Raw genomic sequence first — 20,185 nt, forward strand, 5'->3', positions numbered from 1 at the left:
TGTATTACACCCTGTTTAAATGTCGATATTCTGAACATACTGAGCATTTTCTTCGATAAAGTCTCTTCTAGGCTCAACTTTTTCACCCATCAGCATATCGAAAACCATATCCGCTTCAATAGCATCTTCTGCAGTAACCTGCAGCAGTCTGCGGTTCTCTGGATTCATTGTCGTATCCCATAGCTGTTCCGCATCCATTTCTCCTAACCCTTTATAACGCTGAATGGAGGGCTTAGGCGAAGCCGGAATCTCTTTAAGGTATTCCTCCAATTGTTTGTCTGTATCCAGGTAGACCTCTTTTTTGCCCTGTTTAACTTGGTATAGGGGTGGTTGAGCGATATAAACAAATCCTGCTTCAACTACTGGACGCATATACCGGTAAAATAAGGTCAGCAGCAGAGTACGAATATGAGCGCCGTCAACATCCGCATCCGTCATGATAATCAGTTTATGGTAACGGGCTTTTTCGACTTCAAATTCTTCTCCGAAACCAGTTCCCATAGCGGTAAACAGGGAACGGATTTCTTCGTTAGCTAGAATTCTGTCAAGAGAAGCTTTTTCCACGTTCAATATCTTCCCTCGAATAGGTAAAATAGCTTGGAACAGACGGGATCGGCCCTGTTTAGCTGATCCTCCGGCTGAATCTCCCTCAACGATAAAGATTTCAGATTTTTTGGGATCTTTTGACGAACAGTCAGCCAGTTTACCTGGTAAATTGCTGATTTCCAGTCCGTTTTTCTTACGTGTTACTTCTCGTGCGCGTTTAGCGGCTAATCTTGCTTTTGCAGCCAGCAGGGCTTTTTCCATAATACGTTTAGCCAGCTGAGGATTTTCCATCAGGAAACGGTCGAAATGCAAACTGAATAAGCGGTCCGTGATCGTTCTGACTTCTGAGTTTCCCAGTTTAGTCTTCGTCTGACCTTCAAACTGAGGATCAGGATGTTTGATACTCAATACAATCGTCAAGCCTTCTCTGACATCTTCCCCACTGACGTTATCTTCGTTTTCTTTAATAAACTTGTTTCTGCGTGCGTAATCGTTGATGATTCGTGTCAGTGCGGTTTTAAAGCCAGATTCGTGCATCCCGCCTTCATAGGTATGGATATTATTGGCAAAACTCATAATATTCATGTGGTAACCGTCCGTATGCTGAAGGGCTACTTCTACAGAAATGCCTTCCTGCTCGTCTTCCAGATAAATCGGCTCATCATACAGCACAGTTTTGCTCTGATTGAGGTACTCGACGTAACTTTTGATTCCGCCATCGTACTGATAATCTAACCGAACAGGTTCTTCGTCTCTCTGGTCTTCAATCGAAATTTTAAGTCCACGGTTCAAGAAAGCCAGTTCACGGATACGGGTAGCCAGTTTGTTGAAATCGTACTCGACCGATTCAGTAAAGATATCTGCATCTGCCTTGAAGCGGACTTCTGTTCCGCGTTTAGTGGTCTCTCCGATTTCCTTCACGTCGTACATGACGTCACCGCGTTCATAGCGCTGATTGTATATTTTATTGTTCAGATGGACATAGACTTCCAGATACTCGGATAAGGCATTAACGACTGAAGAGCCTACGCCATGCAGTCCGCCGGAAACTTTGTACCCACCGCCGCCGAATTTACCCCCAGCGTGCAGGACAGTAAAGACTGTTTCTACAGCCGGTCGACCGGTTTTGGCCTGGATGTCGATTGGGATCCCCCGTCCGTCATCTTTAACCACGACGATGTTACCCGGTTCAATAATGATTTCAATATTCTTTGCATGTCCGGCCATTGCTTCATCGATCGAGTTATCGACGATTTCCCAGACCAGGTGGTGTAGACCTTCAACACTTGTGGATCCGATATACATTCCAGGACGCTTACGAACAGCTTCCAGTCCCTCTAACACTTGAATATGACTGGCATTGTAGCCGTCTCTTAATTCTTCGAGTTCTTTTGGCGTCAACTCTTCGATCGTTTCAGGGGATAATGCTTCAATTTCTTCGGGTGATAACTCTTCGATTTCTTTCGGTGTCAATTGTTCATCTGCCACTCTATTCACTCTCCATTTCAATATGACCGCTGCGTACGTTAAAAATACGCGGATGATGAAGCAAGTCTTTCTTGACCCCATCCAAACTCGTGGTCGTCAAAAAAGTCTGTACTTTATCCTGAATCGTTTTCAATAAATGTGTCTGTCTTTCGTCATCCAGTTCACTAAGCACATCGTCCAATAATAAAACGGGGTATTCCCCCGTCATATCATGCATCAATTCAATTTCAGCGAGTTTTAGGCTCAGGGCCGTTGTCCGCTGCTGGCCCTGGGATCCATAGGTCTGAACATTCTTTTCATTCACAAAGAACTTGATATCATCTCTGTGAGGCCCATACAGGGTCGTTCCCTGCTCGTACTCTCTCTGCTTGTGCTTAGCGTACTGCTTCAGCAGATCCTTCATAAGCTGTTCTTTATCTTCTTCAGAAGTCACCTGGAAAGACGAGGCATATTCCATTGTCAGCATTTCCTGCCCCTGAGAGATATCCGAATGGATCGGCTGCGCCCAGTTCTGTAGACGCTTGACAAAAGAAAAGCGCTGAGCCAGCAGCTCCGCACCTTCGGCAGCCAGCTGTTCATTTAAAATAGCCAGGTAGGTTTCATCCAGTTTACCGCTTCTTCGATTCTGTTTCAGGTAGGCATTTCGCTGTTTCAATATTTTCTGATACTCCACTAAATGGTACAGGTAGAGCGTACTCATCTGGCCCATTTCCATATCCAGGAACTTTCGTCTCACTGATGGAGAGCCTTTGACTAAAGACAAGTCTTCCGGTGCAAATAAAATGACGTTCAGATGACCGATATAGCGGCTCAGTTTTTTCTGTTCCAGATGATTCAGTTTCGCTTTCTTCCCTTTTTTCGACAAAATAATCTCTAAAGGAAAGCTGTCGTTCGCTTTTTCAACTAATCCGGATACTCTGGCGAATTCCTGATTCCATCCAATCAGTTCCTTGTCATTTGCTGTGCGGTGACTGCGTGTCATTGCCAGTACATAGATGCTTTCCATAATATTCGTCTTTCCCTGAGCATTTTCTCCTAGAAAGACATTGATTTGTTTTGAAAACGTCACATCTGCTGCATCGTAATTACGGTACCCTCTCAGCGTCAGCTTTTTTAAAAACATTACTCTTCCCCATTATCAGATAAGGCAATCCTATATGTGCCGAACCCTTCAACTTTTACAGTGTCTCCAGGGTGTAATTTACGCCCTCGACGATTGTCAGGCTCTTCGTTCACCCAAACGGTATAATCCATTAAAAAGGGTTTAGCCATTCCGCCACTAGAGATGATTGTGGCATGTTTCAAAAATTGTCCTAATGTGATGACTGGTTTGTCGATTTCTATAATTTCCGGCAATTTAATCGGCTCCTTTAAAAAGCAAAGACGTGGACAATTTCATCCACGTTCTGTCTAAATTCTCTTCTTATATTATACCTTATTTCAGAGGTATAAACAAATTTATATAGGAAAAAATGCTTTCTCTTGGGTTTTTAGGTAAAAATGACAAAACCTGCTTTTTTATGTAAATTCGCTTAGACTCGTCAAATTTTAAGAATAAGTCGATTGGCCCTTTTTAATATCCCTTCTCTATTTTGAATAATAAACGACTGAACTTCTCTGTTCAGCAAGCTTTGGCTAACGGCTTCGATCAATAGCGGGCAGTATCCTCAGCTTTTGATTTTATCCGCTCGTCTGTTCCTTAAAACAGCAAAAAAAGACCCGACACTGTCGGATCTTCCCCCTATTTATCTTATGATGATGTTCGAATCGGTGTGATCAGCTGGATAAATTCATTTTTATCCTCAGTTGGCACCAATACGAATGGACGTAACGTTGAAATCAGTTTCAATGTGATATCCACAGGGCCGAATGTTGTTAAAGCAGCTTTTAGATAATCTGGATTGAATGAGATCTCCATATCGTCTCCATTGATGGACTGTGCAGTCACCTGCTCGTTTACTCGTCCCACTTCAGGCGAGTTCCCTGTAATTTCAACTGTATTGTCTTTGACCGATAATTTAACCACGTTATTTTTACCTTCATGTGACAGTAAAGACGCTCTTTCAACGGCACCAAGCAGAACATGTGCTTCAAGTGCGACTTCGGTTGTCGAACTGTCGGGGATCAATCGGTCAGTGTCAGGGTAATTTCCTTCAAGCAGACGAGAATAAAATAGAGTATCATCCGTTTTGAAAAGGATCTGATTTTCAGCAATGGCCACTTCGATTTCTTCAAGGCTATCATCCAATAGACGAGTCAGCTCCTGTAGACTTTTGCCAGGAATGACAAGGTTATAGGACAATCCTTCAGTTCCTTCGATTGGAATTACACGCTGGCTAAGACGGTGACTGTCTGTAGCGACTGCTTTTAGCTTACCGTCATTGATCGTCAGGTGGATACCCGTTAGAATCGGACGACTTTCATGTGTGGAAACAGCTATAACCGTTTGTTTAATAATCTTTTTAAGTAAATTCACAGGCAATGTAAAGGACTGTGCTGTGTCAATATCGGGTAGATGTGGATAATTTGCTGCATCAAGTCCATTAATAATGAATGATGATGAGGCAGACGTAATCGATGTCTGAACTCTGTCGTTTACTTCTACAGTGAAGTTCTCATCTGGAAGCTTGTTAACGATGTCACTGAAGAAACGAGCTGGCTGCAGCACAATCTGTCCTTCTTCTTCTATCTTCAGGCCTGATTGTTCATCAGATATTCTAATAAAGGTTTCTATTGAGATATCAGAGTTACTTCCAGTGAGTTGTATGCCTTCTTTTGATGCGATCAATTTTATTCCCGTTAATATAGGAATAGTGGAACGAGAAGAGACAGCCAGTTGAACGTCTTTCAATTTTTTTAGAAATGCTGGTCTGTTAACTGTAAATTTCATAAGCATCCTCCAATTATAATTTGAGTAACCGTCTATATTATATAGTATATAAATACTTAGTAATAGTAGTAGGTCCTGTGTATACTGTGGAAAACAGATAAATTAGTTAGAGATAAAGGTTTTCCACCTGTGGATAACATGTGTATAAAGATGTGTCTAAGCTGGTAGTTTATCCACACGTCTAAATTAAAGACTTTTTTTGATTTCGTCTATCTGATCTCTTAATTCAGAGTCAGTTTCATTATTCAGTACTTTTTTGATTTTCTCGTGAGCATGAATAACAGTTGTGTGATCTTTTCCGCCAAACTCTTTTCCTATTTTAGGTAAAGACGTACTGGTGAGCTCCCGCGACAAGTACATGGCGATCTGTCTAGGGAGTACGATTTGTCTGACCCGCTTCTTCCCTTTCAGATCAGCTAGAGAAATCTGGTAGTATTTACTGACTTTCTGCTGGATCGTTGCGATGGAGACATTCTGTTTTGAATCATGTTTGACCATGCTTTTTAAAGCATCTGCTGCCAGACTAGTCGTAATATCATTGCGCTGGATGGCAGAATAAGCCTGTACCCGCACTAACGCCCCTTCAAGTTCACGAATATTCGAATCGATTTGTCCGGCAATATAACTGAGCGTGTCGTTTGGAATTTCAAGCCCTTCCGCATTCGCTTTTTTCCTTAAAATCGCTATTCGTGTTTCAAGATCCGGTGGCGTAATATCGACAGACAAGCCCCATGCGAAGCGTGATACCAGTCTTTCCTGAAGTTTCGGTATTTCATTTGGTAAACGGTCACTGGTGAGTACAATCTGTTTTCGATCATCATAGAGCGCGTTGAAGGTGTGGAAGAATTCTTCCTGCGTTCCTTCTTTGTCAGCGAAAAATTGAATATCATCTACTAATAATAAGTCCACGTTACGGTATTGCTGACGGAATTTTTCCTGCGTTCTATTTTGAATCGAATTGATAAAGTCGTTTGCAAAATTTTCACTCGAAACATATTTGATTTTCGCATTTGGGTTGATCTGAAGCAGCTGATGTCCGATCGCATGCATCAAGTGAGTCTTCCCAAGCCCAACTCCCCCATAAAAGAATAAAGGGTTGTAGATCGTTCCAGGTTCTTCTGCTACGACTAAAGCGGCCGCATGAGCCATCTGATTGCCTTTTCCGATAACAAAGGTATCAAATGTGTATTTACTATTTAACGTACTGGATACGTGTTGCGTGTCGAAAGCATTGATAGACTGTGTCTCTTCTTTTTGTTCTTCATGTACAGCCTGCTCTTCTGTGGTCACAAACAGTGGAGATACTTCACGTCCCAAAAATTCATAAAGGTATTCAACGACTCTAGTCGATAAATTATTTTTCCAGTATTCCTTATGTAAATTAGAAGGGACTTCAATAGTCACTGAATTGTTAGTAAGTCGGACGAGGTTCGCGCTTTGGATCCAAGTATCAAAACTGACTTTAGACAATGGTTCTCTGAACTGTTCCTGAAGATATTTCCATGTTGATTGTATATCGTCCATTATTTTCCTCCTCGCCGTTAAGATGCCTTTTTTATTTTATCACGTCTTATTTCAGTTTTCCACAGTCGATTTCAATTGTTGATAAACTATACTCAAGTTGTCCATGAAGATATCCACAGTCTAAAAAGAGATGTGCATAATTATTTAACGGGCTAGTTTTTCGACAAGAACTGTGCATAACTATTGGTATTTAAAGATTGATTTAACGGGCTTAAATAGAGTTATGCACAATTAAAACAACCCTGTTTATAACTATTACAAACACCCTGTTAATCTGTGGACAAACTGTTGATAGGGGTGTGTGTAAGAAAAAATACTTCCTGACTTGTTATCACCATGTGGATATCTTTTATGAACAAGTTCCTACATTTTTGTCACGAGACAAAGCTTATCAACAGGCGAATCAACTGCGAAATATGTCAGTCTGCTTCTTTAAAATCAATCAATATAATAGAAAAGCTTGACAAATGAGCAAATGTTTTCTAAAATTACATAGTCTGTCTATATATTAATGCAGTCAACTATTGTATGCTTATTGATAAGTCAGAGGACAAAGGAAAGATTCAGGAGGTGTTCGCCAATGGCACAAGGATTAACATATCAACCAAAAAAACGTAAACGTCAAAGAGTACATGGATTCAGAAAACGCATGAGTACTAAAAACGGACGTAGAGTATTACAAAGCAGACGTCGTAAAGGAAGAAAAAGAATTTCAGCTTAATGACGTTGGGCGACGGAAGCTTCTTACTGATAGCTATAGTGAGAGCACGTTGCCCTTTTTTTATTTAAATGTCAAAGAGTAAGTGTCAGCTTTTCATTAGGTATGGCTAGCTTCACGTGCCAGCCTCTCGATAAAAAGATAAATTTACCCATTGCGCAGTATGCTCATTCAGGGTAAATTTCCTATTTTCTTTTCGAGGCTGTGCGGCACGTTCAGCTTTTCTAAATTCTATTTACACAGAAAGATGGGGCAGCAATGAAGAAGGCTTACCGAGTCAAAAAAGAAGCAGATTTTCAAAAAGTCTTTCATAACGGTCAATCGATGGCTAACAGGCAGTTTGTCATTTATTCGATCCCAAAAGAAGGCCAAACTCATTTTCGTGTAGGTTTATCTGTAGGAAAGAAAATAGGCAATGCGGTCAAACGAAATGACATCAAGCGAAAAATCAGACATGCGCTGATCGAGGTGGATCAGGAAGACCAGATCAAAGAAGCCATCGATTTTATCGTAATAGCAAGACAGCCGACCAGAGAGATGACGTTTCATGACATTAAAAAAAGTTTGATTCATGTGTTGAAAAAGGCGGAAGTACTTAATTAACTTATTTTGGTCACAAATCAACAGATTTATGAAAGAAAATCATCTTTACTGAAACAAAGTAGAAGAAAAGAGGGAACGTGAATGAATTTTTTGAGAAAACGTAAGCGATTGCTCCTCGCACTAAGTATGCTTGGATTAGTCGTATTTTTATCTGCTTGTGGAACAGATCCTGTTTCAGCAGAAAGTACAGGAATCTGGGAAGGCGTCATTATTTACAATTTCGCCCGTGCAATCATCTGGGTATCGAATTTATTTGGTGAAAACTACGGAATAGGTATTATAATCGTGACAGTGATTATTCGTGCGTTGCTGATACCCTTTACTCATTTTCAGCAGAAGAATATGGCGCAGATGAACGAAATCAGTCCTCAGATGGAAGAATTGAAACAGAAATACCCATCTAAAGACGCAGAAACACAGGAAAAATTTAAAGAAGAACAACAGCGTCTCTACAGTGATGCAGGCGTCAATCCGTATATGGGCTGTTTGCCGATGCTCGTACAAATGCCTGTCTTTATCGCTTTGTATCAGTCAGTGAATAGAACACCGATCCTGGCTACCGGGAATTTCTTATGGGTCAACTTAGGTCAACCCGATCCTTACTTCATCCTGCCGATCCTGGCCGGTTTGTTTACATTAGGTCATTCAGTATTAATGAGTATGGGAAGAGCAACTGAAACCAATAAAATTATGACATATGTTATGCCATTAATGATTGTATTCATCACTTTCCGATTGTCCAGTGCCTTAGCATTATACTTTACTGTTTCCAACGGATTTTCAGTGGTTCAGACGTTACTGTTCCAGAACCCGTTTAAAATCAGGAAAGAGCGGGCTAATAAAGAAGCCGAGCAGGCAGAAGCTGAAAGACAGCGACGCAAAGCATTGAGAAGAGCACAAAAGTACCGCCGAAATGTGAAAAAATAGAAATCTTCTGACTTATTGTTTCGAATTTGGTAAAATAAAGGAGAAACAGAGATTGTGAATGGAGGATAGAGTGAATGAGAGATAAATATACAGCTCAGGCAACAACTACTGAAGAAGCAATTGATAAGGGACTCAGAGCTTTAGGCATCAAAAAAGAAGAAGCTGAGATTTCAGTTTCACAAGAGTCGAAAAAAGGATTTTTAGGACTCGGCCAGAAAGATGCGGTCGTTGTTGTCAAACGAAAAAACGCTAAAAGTGCTATAGAAGAATTAGTCACTAAAGAATTGATCTTGGGGGAGAAAGAGCCTTCAACGATTACTAAAGCAGACGAATCCAATATAGATGAACAACCGGTTATCGAACCTGTTGCTGAAGATCCTGAAACAGTACTGGAGGAGACAGAAGAGACTGAGGACAGTCAAAAAGTCGAATCCGATAGTGATCTGGATCAAGCAGAAGCAAAAGAGGATTCAGAAGAAAAAAAAGAGACAGATGAAAAACCTGAGAGAAAAGAAGTCGTTTTAAATGCTACTGATGAAGCGGCTATTGTAAGTGTTTCAGATTATATTGAACGTATTGCCACTAAAATGGGTGTTGAAGATGTAACGGTGTCAGTTAACAGAACAGACAGACGCGTTCAGTATGTGATTGATACTGAAGATGCCGGCCTCATAATCGGTCGACACGGTAAAGTCTTAAACAGTCTGCAGACGCTGGCTCAGATTCAGTTGCATCAGGTCGCAGATAATAAACTGTATGCGAAAGTCGATGCTGAAAACTACCGTGACCGTCGTCAGCGAACGGTTGAACAGCTGGCGTCTCGTACTGCTGAAAAAGTAAAACGTACCAAACGTCAGGTTATTTTAGAGCCGATGCCTGCTCATGAAAGAAAACAGATCCATCGCTACCTCAATCAGCATAAAGGCGTTCAGACACACTCTGAAGGAAAAGAACCTCACCGTTATCTGGTCGTTGAACCTTCTAAAGAAGACACATTTAAAATTTAATAGGTAAAATAAAACGAGCCTGCGGTCCCAAACGCAGGCTCGTTCTTCACTATGTTGTAAGTAAGGGCAAAGCGAATCAGGAAATGTAACCATTCGCCATAAACCGGTAGTTGTCAGTCGATATCGGGTTTTTAAAATAATTTGGGTATATAAGTTGTGTGAAAAAGCTCTACAAAGGGCGCTGCTGATGGGATTCTGATAGGAAAGGTGTCCGATGAAACAGTGCGGTGTAATGTCCAGTAAGAGGGTAAAGTTAAAAGAATCGGGATGAAGGATAAATAAATAGGTGCATCTACAGACAGAAAATCAGTGTGATAATGACTTTCGTCAGACGATTTATGTTTTGGGTATAACAAAATAAGGGGTCAGATCCAGGGATAGGTATGGATATAGAGTGGTATTAAGATATCGTTCAATAGGGTGATAATAAGGTGAATGTGTAAACAGAAAGTGTTGTTGAGAGAATTCGGAAGTGTTCGAACGTGTCAGTTACGTGATGTAACAGATGAGGTATTAAGAATGAATCAGAAGTGTTTATGAGAATTTATTAATATTAGTATAGTGGAACAATTGAAGAAATGCAATAGAATTGCTTAAATAATAAAATGTTCCGTGGGGTCAGTATATGAACTGATTTTACGCAAAGTATTGTATACTTGAAAAGGACTAATTAAGAGCAGGGAGTTATGCATAATGAATATGACTGATGTCATCAATCTAGTCAACACGAATAGAGGAACTGGAAATAAAGAAAATCTGTTTAGAATGCGATTATTAATGAAAAAAATAGGAGATCCTCAACTGGATCTAAACTGTATACATATTGCCGGTACCAACGGAAAAGGGTCAACAAGCGCTTTTTTAGCCTCTATTCTAGTTGAATCGGGTATTAAAACTGGTGTCTTTACTTCACCTCATCTTGAAAAGGTTAATGAACGCATACAAATCGATAAACAGAATATTAGTGATGCTGATTTTATAAGTGTGACAGAACAAGTGGCTCCATTAGTTGAAGAAGTGGAAGAAGAAACAGGAGAGAGACTGTATTCATTTGAGATACTGACGGCTGCAGCTCTTTTATACTTTGCTGAAAAAGACTGCAAGCTTGTTATTTTAGAAGCGGGTATTGGTGGACGATTGGATGCTACCAATATTATAAAGACCCCAGAAGTGGCCATGATCACATCGATCGGATTTGATCATATGAAACTGCTGGGGGAAACTAAAGAAGAAATTGCCGCTGAAAAAGCTGGGATCATTAAAGAAGCTGGAACAGTTATCTGTCCAGTCATCAGTCCGGAAATAAATAAGGTCATACGGGCTATCGCTACTACACAAAAGGCTCGCTTAAACGAAATCAGTCACGATGACATTACTCAGATGATAGTGACTGATAAAGACAGCCGATTCCATTATAAACAGCTGACTGATTTGACGATCTACCTTCTTGGGGCACACCAGGTCATGAATGCCTCATTGGCGATAGAAGCGGCTCTGGAACTGAAAGAAAGAGGATATGATATAGGGCTTACTCAGATCAGAAAGGGCCTTTCTAAGACCGTCTGGCCTGGCCGTATGGAAAAAATCAGTCAGCAGCCCACTGTGATTATCGATGGTGCACATAATCCGGAAGGTGTCGCCATGCTTAAGCAGAATGTAGCCCAGCTGTTTCCAACAGACAGACTCGTTTTTGTGGTCGGGATGATGAAGGATAAGGCATACATGGAGATGATCGAGATGATACTGCCGCTAGCTGAAACGGTCTATACAGTTTCGCCGGATCCATACAGAGGATTTGATGCAGAAGCAACAGCCCAGCTGATCAGTCAGCAGGGATTTCAATCAAAAGCATTTTATTCTGTGAAAGCCGTTATCGGTGAACTAAAAAATAAACGCCACCAGCAGGATACCATTATTGTTTTTGGCTCTCTTTACTTAATTGGAGACATGAAAAAAATGTGGTGATCACTGCAGTCAAGCCTTTTGGACCATTGCTGGTTCAAAGGGTTTTTACTATATATCGATTCAAAAACAGTGTTAAAATGAAAGTAGAATAATTAACTGCCCATTAAATTTTTAATAAAGAAAGGAGAAGGGGATGAAAATCGTAAAATTTAAATGAAACGCTTGCATTTGCTGTACTGGTGCAGTATAGTAAAAACGAAGACAACTTGTATATACAAGTGAAGATAAAGGAGGAAGTTAAAGTGGCAGATTTTAAGAAAGATGCTCAAGAATTACTGGAGGCGATTGGCGGTAAAGAAAACGTCAATGCTGTAACTCACTGTGCAACACGGATGCGTTTTGTATTGGATGACCCTTCGGCAGCAGACAAGGAAAGAATAGAAGATATCGAGTCTGTTAAAGGGACATTCACACAGGCAGGACAGTTTCAAGTCATCGTAGGGAACCGCGTAGGCGATTTCTACAACGAATTTTCAGCTGTATCAGGCTTGGAAGGTGTGTCGAAAGACGAAGTGAAGGGTGCAGGCAAGAAGCACATGAATCCTTTACAGCGTATAATGGCTGCCTTGGCAGAAATATTCACCCCATTAATTCCAGCTATTATTATCGGTGGTTTGATTTTAGGATTTAGAAACGTATTAGAAGCCGTGCCAATGGGATTCCTAGATGGCCAAACGATTGTCGAAACATCAGTCTTCTGGAATGGTGTTAACTCATTCTTATGGCTGCCTGCAGAAGCGATATTCCATATGCTGCCTGTAGGGATTACCTGGAGTGTAACTAGAAAAATGGGAACCACTCAAATTTTAGGTATTGTACTTGGTTTGACTCTCGTTTCAGGGCAGCTCTTAAATGCCTATGGAGTAGAAGATATCCTGGCTGGAGACGTACCATTCTGGGACTTCGGTTTCTTCCAATTAGATATGATTGGTTACCAGGCACAAGTTATTCCGGCAATGATGGCCGCATTCTTGTTGGTTATCCTTGAAAAATGGCTGCGACGCGTCATACCTGAAGCCGTATCCATGATTTTCGTTCCACTATTTGCCTTGATTCCAACTATTTTCGTTGCACACGCTGTTATTGGACCAATTGGATGGCAGCTGGGTACTTGGTTATCACTTGGTGTTAACTGGGGATTAAGCGGAACATTCAACTGGGTTTTTGGTTTTGTGTTTGGTGGACTTTATGCACCGCTGGTTATTACAGGACTCCACCACATGACCAACGCAATCGACTTGCAGTTAGTTTCTGATTTTGGAGGAACAAACTTGTGGCCAATGATTGCTTTATCAAATATTGCTCAAGCTTCTGCTGTTATGGGTGTCATCTGGTTGCACCGTGGGGATGAAAAAGAAAAAGCTGTATCAGTACCAGCAGCGATTTCTGCTTATTTAGGTGTTACAGAACCCGCTTTATTCGGTATTAATATTAAATATGTTTACCCATTTGTTGCAGGTATGATCGGTTCTGCTTTTGCAGGAATGCTATCCGTTGCGATGGACGTTACAGCCTTTAACATTGGTGTTGGGGGATTACCTGGTTTCTTAAGTATTCAATCTGGTATGATCTGGTTCCTCCTGGCTATGGCCATTGCGATTGTTGTCCCAATTGTTTTAGTTATAGTGTTTGAGAAAAACAGCATCATGACAAGCTGGGAAAATGACAACCTGCCCATTCCCAAATTGGGCCGTTAATAGCTCGTCAATTTAATAACTGAAATAGCTCAATCTATGGGGGAAGGGTATTTCCATTTAATTGTACATTTCTGGACTGTGAAGACTGGAGAGGCCTCAATTAGTGGAAGACCCTTTTTCTATTGACTAAAATAAGAGATGAAGAAAGGGAGACGATGATGACTGATTTTCATGACAAGGTAATTTATCAAGCGTATCCAAAGTCATATAAAGACACTAACGGGAACGGAATAGGCGATTTAAATGGGGTTCGGGAGAAGTTGGATTATCTGGCTGACTTAGGCATTGATATGATTTGGCTGAATCCATTTTATCCGTCACCTCAAAATGATAATGGCTATGACGTGGCACATTATACGGAAATCGATCCGATGTTCGGTACGTGGGATGATTTTAATGCGTTAGTTAAAGAAGCTCAAGAACAGGGCATATCATTAATGGTCGATATGGTGTTGAATCATACCTCGACGGAACATGAATGGTTTCAGAAAGCACTGGCCGGCGATAAAAAATATCAGGATTTTTACATTTTAAGAGAACTACAGGAAGATGGTAGTCTGCCAACCAACTGGGAATCTAAATTCGGAGGAAAAGCATGGTCTAAATTTGGAGACACAGACAAGTATTACCTGCATTTATACGATGTCACTCAGGCAGATCTGAACTGGCGCAATCCTGAAGTCAGAAAAGAGCTGTATAAAGTCGTCAACTTCTGGCTTGAAAAAGGCGTAAAAGGCTTTCGATTTGATGTGATCAACGTTATTGGAAAAGAAGAAGAACTGAAAGATGCTGATGATGGAGTAGGGAAATCACATTATACGGATACGCCGATTGTGCATGACTATATTCAGGAAATGAACAAAGAAACATTCGGCAAGTACGAAGACATTATCACTGTTGGCGAAATGAGTTCGATGACTGTTGAAAATGGCGTCAACTACTCCCGTCCTGACCGTGATGAGCTGTCGATGATATTCAGTTTCCATCACCTGAAAGTTGACTACAAAGACGGCGAAAAATGGACCACTATTCCATTTGATTTCATCGAACTGAAAAGAATACTGAACGAATGGCAAGCAGGTATGACAGAAGAAGGCGGCTGGAATGCACTATTCTGGAATAACCATGATCAGCCTCGTGCGAATAACCGGTTCGGAGATGTCAAACAATACCCAGTTGAAACCAGCACCATGCTGGCTCAGACTGTTCATTTGCTTCGTGGGACACCGTTTGTCTATCAGGGAGAAGAAATAGGCATGACAAACCCGGAATTCGATGACCTAAATGATTACGTCGATATCGAAACACACAATGCCTACAAGAAAATGAAAGAAGACGGCATTGATCACGAAGAGGCAATGGAGATCATCAAACAGAAATCACGTGATAATTCCCGTACGCCGATGCAGTGGAATGATTCAGAAAATGCCGGATTCACTGAGGGAACGCCTTGGCTGAAGGTGGCTGATAACTTTAAAGACATCAACACAGAAAATGAAACAGTCAGTAGACAGATCTTTAACTACTACAAAAAGCTGATTCACTTGCGTAAAGAGATGCCGATTATTCAGGAGGGGGCATACGAAATCCTGGAACTGGAACACCCAAGTATCTTCGCCTATGTGAGAGAGTTTGAAGGAGAAACACTTCTCGTACTGAACCATTTCTACGCGGAAGAAGATTCCATCACCATTCCGGCAAGCTTACTGGATAAGGATGCCGCCTATCTGATTGGAAATGGAACTGAACGGACACTTGAAAAAGAATTCAAGATGGGGCCATATGAGACAGCAGCGTTTTTATTGAAATAATGAGATAAAACATAAAAATAGTACAGTCCACTTCAAGAAGTCGGCTGTACTATTTTTTCGTTTTCAATCAATAAAATTTAACTGACCCTTTAAACTTAACGATGAGTAGCTTGTCTCATTTACAGCTCAATCATACGATACCGGGCCGCGTCGTCTGGCGAATTCCACAAAACGAAACCGATCCAGGCGGTGACGGGACTCAGTGTACTGAAAGAGAGTCGTGTCTTCGAGATGAACCTCACTGCGGGTGACCACTACATGTGTATCATTATGCAGTGTCATGAGTTCAAGGTCTTCTTTTGATGCCGGTTCGGCAATGAACTCTTTACGAGCGAAGCCAATAGTCAATCCGAGCTTTTTTTCAAAGTAATGATAAAGAGAATGTCTGGCTTCAGCATCCGGAATCTCTTTGATAACAGACGTGAAGAGGTAATCCTTATCAAGAATAACTACGTCCCCATCAACTTTTCTGGCCCGTATGACACAGTGGACTTCAGTGTCTTTAGACACTTTCAGAAAATCGGCGATATGTTCAGGGATGGTCATCTTTTTGTTCTGGACTAAGATGGTTTCACTGGACATCTGTTGTGCGTCCTGAAGTTCTTTATAGCTGGTTAAACCCGAAATTGGAAAATCAAATCGTTTAACGTCCAAAACGATTGATCCTTTACCTTGTTTCTTTTGGATGTAACCACTTTCAAGCAGTAAACTAAGGGCTTTTCTGATTGTTTCGCGTGAAACATTGTATTTTTGTGACAGCTGATTTTCACTGGGCAGCAGTTCTCCTGCTTTATATTGCTGATTTAGTATATCTGACTCGATTTCTAAAAAGATATCCTGGAATCTACTCATAGTTTGCCATTCCTTTACTTAATTCATTCTCTTTAGTGTACCTAATTTTATAAGAAATAGGAAGGTAACTCAACTCAATTCTTTTTCTGCTTGCTTCTCCATAAAAAGGGAGTAGGATTAGAAGAAAAGAGAAGAACTAAAGGAGTCCTGCATGACTAAAAAAGTAAAAGATAGTCTAAAAAACACAGGGATATTGATTCTTTACAGTTTGTTTATATTAGGATTAGGATTTATCGCTTACCGCATAGGAATAGAGAGTGCGACTCGTTATGAGGAATTTAATGTGGGTGCATTACTGATGTCAATGGGTCTGATTATTTTGTCGGCTACAGTAATGGTCTATCTGCACGTTGTGATTCACGAACTGGGTCATCTGGTAGCCGGTTTATTATCTGGCTATACCTTTATGCTGTTCAGGATAGGCAGTTTCGGTATCATCAAAGAAGAGAAAAAATTCAAAACCATTTCGTTCAGTATGAGTGGCACGATGGGGCAGTGTCTGATGAATCCGCCTGAATCCATCAGTGAGGTACCTTACCGATTATATTTATCAGGGGGTGTACTGGCTAATCTGATTGTATCAATAGGGAGTGTGCTTCTATACGCAGTCAATCCGACTGACTATCTGCTCCTTTTTGCTTTCATCGGCCTGACTTCAGGACTGATGAATGGCATACCAATTGGGTTTAATGACGCAAAGGTATTAAGTAAACTGAGAAAAAGTAACGTTGCACAAGATCAGTTCTTCCAGCAGCTGAGATGGAATGGCCAATTCATCCGGTACAATAAAACCTACTCTGAAGTCGGGAAAGAAGAAAAGATAATTAATGCACAGGAACCGATTACTGAGCAGTTCAATATTTATACAAAATTGATTGAAATGAGTTCACTGCTGGAACAGAAGCAGTTTGAAGAAGCTTATCAGGAATTAGCTGAGTTATATGACCAGGTACAGGCGGTTATTGCGCCTTACCGCTCAGAGATCATTCGAGAGTATCTTTACTGCACGCTGATTTTAGACAAAGGCAATCCTCAATTAGTAAAGGAGATCCGCTCAAACCGCTTGTTTCAAGATCATTTGAAGAGGAAACAGGTCGATGTCTATCGAATCAGGAGCGTGATAGCTTACTATTGTGATAATAACCGTGTAGAGGCCGAGAAGCTGCTTTCTCAGGCAGTGGATCATCTAGACAAGGCACCAGCTTTTGCTGATAAAGAAGTCAATCGTATACTGCTTAATCACCTTAAGGACATAATGGCCTTTTAGCCAGATTATAGCAGGGCTAGAGGCATAACAAAAAGACCAGTCATCAGGAGTATGTGAATCCATCTTTAAATAGTCAGGTGTATGACTTTAGGAAGGATTCAGATCACTCTCTCAATGAGCTGGTCTTTTTGCCGTTCAGACTATCTTATGGTCAGCACTTGGCCGACTCGAATGAGGCTGGTGTTGGAAATGTTATTGACTGAAGCGATACGAGTAACAGTTGTGTTGTATCTTAAAGCGATTGAGTAGAGTGTGTCACCGGGTCTGACTGTATAAGTGACGGTTGAAGAAGGTGGGGGTGTAGTGCTACCTGTTGAAGGAATAGTTAAGATGCGGCCGATACTAATAAGGTTTGGATTGGAAATGTTATTTACGGACACGATACGGGCAACGGTTGTGTTGTATCTTAAAGCGATTGAATAGAGTGTATCACCAGGTCTGACTGTATAAGTGACAGTTGAAGAAGGAGGAGGTGTCGTACTGCCTGATGAAGGAATAGTTAAGACTCGACCGATACTAATAAGATTCGGATTGGAGATGTTGCTGGCATTAACGATTTGCTGAACGCTCACACCTGGGTAACGTAAAGCGATAGAATAAAGTGTATCACCAGGTCTGACAGTATAGGTCCTTCCGCTAGGCGCAGCTTGCAGGTTCATCAGTTGAGACATGGTCACGAATCGGTAACCCAGTCCTTTCAAACGAGTGATTATAGTTGGGAGAGCGGCTGGAGTACCACGTGCTCCTGCACCAGTATGCATCAGAATGATCGCTCCTGGGGTGATTCTGCTCATGACACGGTTCACTATATCAGTAGATGAATTACCAGTCCAGTCGATTGTGTCAATGGTCCAGTAAACGGAATAACGGTAACCTGCATCGCCAACATGCTGCAGGACTGTTGAGTTATAGGCACCAAATGGAGGTCTGAAAAACGGTTTGGTGGAGACGCCTGTCAAGTTGAGCACAGCTTCTTCAGTTCGCTGAAGCTCGCTTCTGATTTGTGCTCGTGTGATGGTTGTGAAATCTGGATGAGTGTATGAGTGGTTGGCAACTTCATGACCCTGATTCACGATATTGCGAATACGCTGAGGGTGATTGTTGATGCCTGTTCCTGTGAGGAAAAAGGTAGCTTTGATGTTATGGTTGGATAAGGTTTGAAGTATAGTATTGATATTTGTTCCGTCGGCTCCATCATCAAACGTTAGAGCTACTACTCTTTCTGTTGTGGGTCCTCTAGTAATATTCTGAGCGGGAGCTGCAGCTGCGGGAATAGCCAATGAGAGACTGAAGAAAATCCCTAAAAACACACAAACGATTTTTGCGATAACCGATCGCAATTTTTTTGTGTTCATTTTTCTCACCTCTTTTCTGCTACACAAAAAAGAATGATAGGCTTAAAGGTAACGGAATGATTGAGAGAGAATCAGTCTTATCTTACTTATAGTATACTAAAAATAACGGATGAAATCATGGGGTAAAGCCTAAAAAGTGACAAAAAAGACAAATGTGTTACATGATGTTACAAAGAAAAGGGAAGATTCTGCCTTTAAGGTCAAACTGTTTTTAAAGTTTCTTTGTATAACAGATGATTCGGTTAGCTTCTTTGAATCCGATCTTTTCATGAAACCGTGCACTGATTTCGTTTTTTATCTCGACATCACTGGCAAATTCAGATGCACCCATAAAACGGGACCAGTCCTGACCCACTTCAACTAGTTTTCTGGCGATCCCTTTTTGTCTAAAGGCTTCCTTCACATAAATACCTTCTAGATAGCCGACGGGTTTAGTCTCTGTACCTTCTACATAATCATAACGCAGTTGAACATGAGCAAAACCGACGATCTCATTCTCTTCTTCACAGATAAATAGTTCGGCAGTGCTGTCTTCCTGGTAACGCAGCATTTCTCTTTCGAGTGTCTCGTAATTATCTCCGGGCCAGAGAAGCAGTGCAAGTTGGGTAATATTTTCAATATGTATGTCTCGTGCTTTTAAAATTTTCTGCATAATTAATCCTCCAGCCAGTTTTTATGAGAACCATAACTTATTTTAAAAATAGTGTACCACACCATTTGATTAAACGCTTTCCAAAGTTGCTGCGATACTGCTAGAGAGTATATCGCCATACTAGATTTGCTGTGATTTTGGTTTAGTAAATTCATCTTCAAATACATGAAAATACATAAAATTATGTATTTAAGACCTTTATTTATTTTATCTTTTTTTTACAACTATTCGTAACAAAAAAAGCTCCCTTTTTTTTAGTGACCCTCGAAGACTGGGAAGAGTTTAAAGAGTTTGAAGCAAGGAAAGTAGACATATTAATTTATCTGAAGGGGGAAAAATTATATGAAGACAATCATTCAAGTATTAAGTGTTATCCTGGCACTAGTAGGCTTGTATTTAGCTATTATGATGTTTACCAGCTGGCTTAAAGTAGTTTCTATTCAGTATATAGGGGATTTTTTTACCGTTTATTAGTGTGTTTCAGTCTTTGGTACTTATATTAGTAATTTATTCGATACTGTTTTCAAGTTCCAAACAAGTAGGTAAATAATGTATTCGTAAATAACTTTAATTTGTGTCTGCTACATGATATACTTTAAAGGTTTTCAAATAAAAACATTATATTGTTGAAAAAAAACACCAAGAAGGTGTATACTTACTTTGAGTCAAGTAAAGTTGACAAAACGTCACTATTATCGTGTAACGTTAAAAGCTTTACTAACTTGAAGTTTAAAGTTTACTAACTATATTGTACAACTGTATCACATGAAAAAAGGGTAAAAAAAGAAGGTTCTATAATATTTGGTGTTGGTGAGTTCCTTTGGAACTTACTGGCACCTTTTTTGTATTTCAATAGAAAAAGGCCTGTAGATTCCCTTATACT

17 protein-coding genes are annotated in these 20,185 nt (G+C 40.6%); 9 read left to right on the forward strand and 8 right to left on the reverse strand.

Features of this window, described 5'->3' with window-relative positions:
• Positions 1 to 15: 15 nt before the first annotated feature.
• The 5 genes from gyrB to dnaA form a co-directional block, all read right to left on the reverse strand.
• Positions 16 to 1,947 (reverse strand): DNA topoisomerase (ATP-hydrolyzing) subunit B, encoded by a 1,932-nt coding sequence (gyrB, locus tag CLV38_RS08960; RefSeq protein WP_106194420.1) that lies wholly within the window; start codon positions 1,945 to 1,947, stop codon positions 16 to 18.
• Positions 1,948 to 2,035: 88 nt separating this feature from the next.
• The gene (gene recF / locus CLV38_RS08965) at positions 2,036 to 3,157 is read right to left on the reverse strand and encodes a DNA replication/repair protein RecF (RefSeq protein ID WP_106194367.1); all 1,122 of its coding nucleotides are present in this window, start codon (positions 3,155 to 3,157) and stop codon (positions 2,036 to 2,038) included.
• On the reverse strand, positions 3,157 to 3,390 hold the full coding sequence (yaaA, locus tag CLV38_RS08970) for a S4 domain-containing protein YaaA (protein ID WP_106194370.1): 234 nt from the start codon (positions 3,388 to 3,390) through the stop codon (positions 3,157 to 3,159). The genes recF and yaaA overlap by 1 nt, the downstream gene beginning before the upstream one ends.
• Positions 3,391 to 3,784: 394 nt before the next feature.
• Positions 3,785 to 4,924 (reverse strand): DNA polymerase III subunit beta, encoded by a 1,140-nt coding sequence (dnaN, locus tag CLV38_RS08975; RefSeq protein WP_106194373.1) that lies wholly within the window; start codon positions 4,922 to 4,924, stop codon positions 3,785 to 3,787.
• Positions 4,925 to 5,110: 186 nt separating this feature from the next.
• Entirely contained in the window at positions 5,111 to 6,448 is a 1,338-nt protein-coding gene (gene dnaA / locus CLV38_RS08980; protein WP_106194376.1) for a chromosomal replication initiator protein DnaA, read from the reverse strand.
• A 580-nt stretch (positions 6,449 to 7,028) separates the two neighbouring features.
• Here dnaA and rpmH point away from each other — a divergent pair.
• From rpmH to treC, 7 genes are all read left to right on the forward strand, one after another.
• Positions 7,029 to 7,169 (forward strand): 50S ribosomal protein L34, encoded by a 141-nt coding sequence (gene rpmH / locus CLV38_RS08985; protein ID WP_106194379.1) that lies wholly within the window; start codon positions 7,029 to 7,031, stop codon positions 7,167 to 7,169.
• A gap of 255 nt (positions 7,170 to 7,424) precedes the next feature.
• A complete protein-coding gene (gene rnpA / locus CLV38_RS08990) occupies positions 7,425 to 7,769 on the forward strand; it encodes a ribonuclease P protein component (RefSeq protein WP_106194382.1) in 345 nt (114 codons plus the stop codon).
• 81 nt (positions 7,770 to 7,850) lie between these two features.
• Positions 7,851 to 8,696: a YidC/Oxa1 family membrane protein insertase gene (locus CLV38_RS08995; RefSeq protein ID WP_425427783.1), complete on the forward strand. Its 846-nt coding sequence runs from the start codon at positions 7,851 to 7,853 to the stop codon at positions 8,694 to 8,696.
• 74 nt (positions 8,697 to 8,770) lie between these two features.
• Entirely contained in the window at positions 8,771 to 9,703 is a 933-nt protein-coding gene (jag, locus tag CLV38_RS09000) for an RNA-binding cell elongation regulator Jag/EloR (protein WP_106194385.1), read from the forward strand.
• Between the two features lie 693 nt (positions 9,704 to 10,396).
• Entirely contained in the window at positions 10,397 to 11,668 is a 1,272-nt protein-coding gene (locus CLV38_RS09005; RefSeq protein ID WP_106194388.1) for a bifunctional folylpolyglutamate synthase/dihydrofolate synthase, read from the forward strand.
• Between the two features lie 242 nt (positions 11,669 to 11,910).
• On the forward strand, positions 11,911 to 13,365 hold the full coding sequence (gene treP / locus CLV38_RS09010; RefSeq protein WP_106194391.1) for a PTS system trehalose-specific EIIBC component: 1,455 nt from the start codon (positions 11,911 to 11,913) through the stop codon (positions 13,363 to 13,365).
• 158 nt (positions 13,366 to 13,523) lie between these two features.
• Positions 13,524 to 15,176, forward strand: coding sequence for an alpha,alpha-phosphotrehalase (treC, locus tag CLV38_RS09015; RefSeq protein WP_106194394.1), 1,653 nt, complete (start codon positions 13,524 to 13,526; stop codon positions 15,174 to 15,176).
• 126 nt (positions 15,177 to 15,302) lie between these two features.
• Here the strand turns inward: treC and treR are convergent, their stop codons facing one another.
• Positions 15,303 to 16,028, reverse strand: coding sequence for a trehalose operon repressor (gene treR, locus CLV38_RS09020; RefSeq protein WP_106194397.1), 726 nt, complete (start codon positions 16,026 to 16,028; stop codon positions 15,303 to 15,305).
• 151 nt (positions 16,029 to 16,179) lie between these two features.
• Here treR and CLV38_RS09025 point away from each other — a divergent pair, with 151 nt between their 5' ends.
• Positions 16,180 to 17,295 carry a zinc metalloprotease gene (locus tag CLV38_RS09025; protein WP_106194400.1) on the forward strand — a complete coding sequence of 372 codons (1,116 nt, stop codon included), beginning with the start codon at positions 16,180 to 16,182 and terminating at the stop codon, positions 17,293 to 17,295.
• Positions 17,296 to 17,435: 140 nt separating this feature from the next.
• On the opposite strand, the gene CLV38_RS09030 is transcribed toward CLV38_RS09025, so the two are convergent.
• Positions 17,436 to 18,650 (reverse strand): LysM peptidoglycan-binding domain-containing protein, encoded by a 1,215-nt coding sequence (locus CLV38_RS09030; RefSeq protein ID WP_106194403.1) that lies wholly within the window; start codon positions 18,648 to 18,650, stop codon positions 17,436 to 17,438.
• Between the two features lie 211 nt (positions 18,651 to 18,861).
• A complete protein-coding gene (gene aac(6'), locus CLV38_RS09035) occupies positions 18,862 to 19,302 on the reverse strand; it encodes an aminoglycoside 6'-N-acetyltransferase (protein ID WP_106194406.1) in 441 nt (146 codons plus the stop codon).
• 342 nt (positions 19,303 to 19,644) lie between these two features.
• Between aac(6') and CLV38_RS14055 the strand changes: the two genes are divergently transcribed.
• Positions 19,645 to 19,776, forward strand: coding sequence for a hypothetical protein (locus CLV38_RS14055; protein ID WP_281260050.1), 132 nt, complete (start codon positions 19,645 to 19,647; stop codon positions 19,774 to 19,776).
• Positions 19,777 to 20,185: the final 409 nt, after the last annotated feature.

This window comes from Alkalibacterium olivapovliticus (assembly GCF_003003275.1).
Taxonomy (GTDB): Bacteria; Bacillota; Bacilli; order Lactobacillales; family Carnobacteriaceae_A; genus Alkalibacterium; species Alkalibacterium olivapovliticum.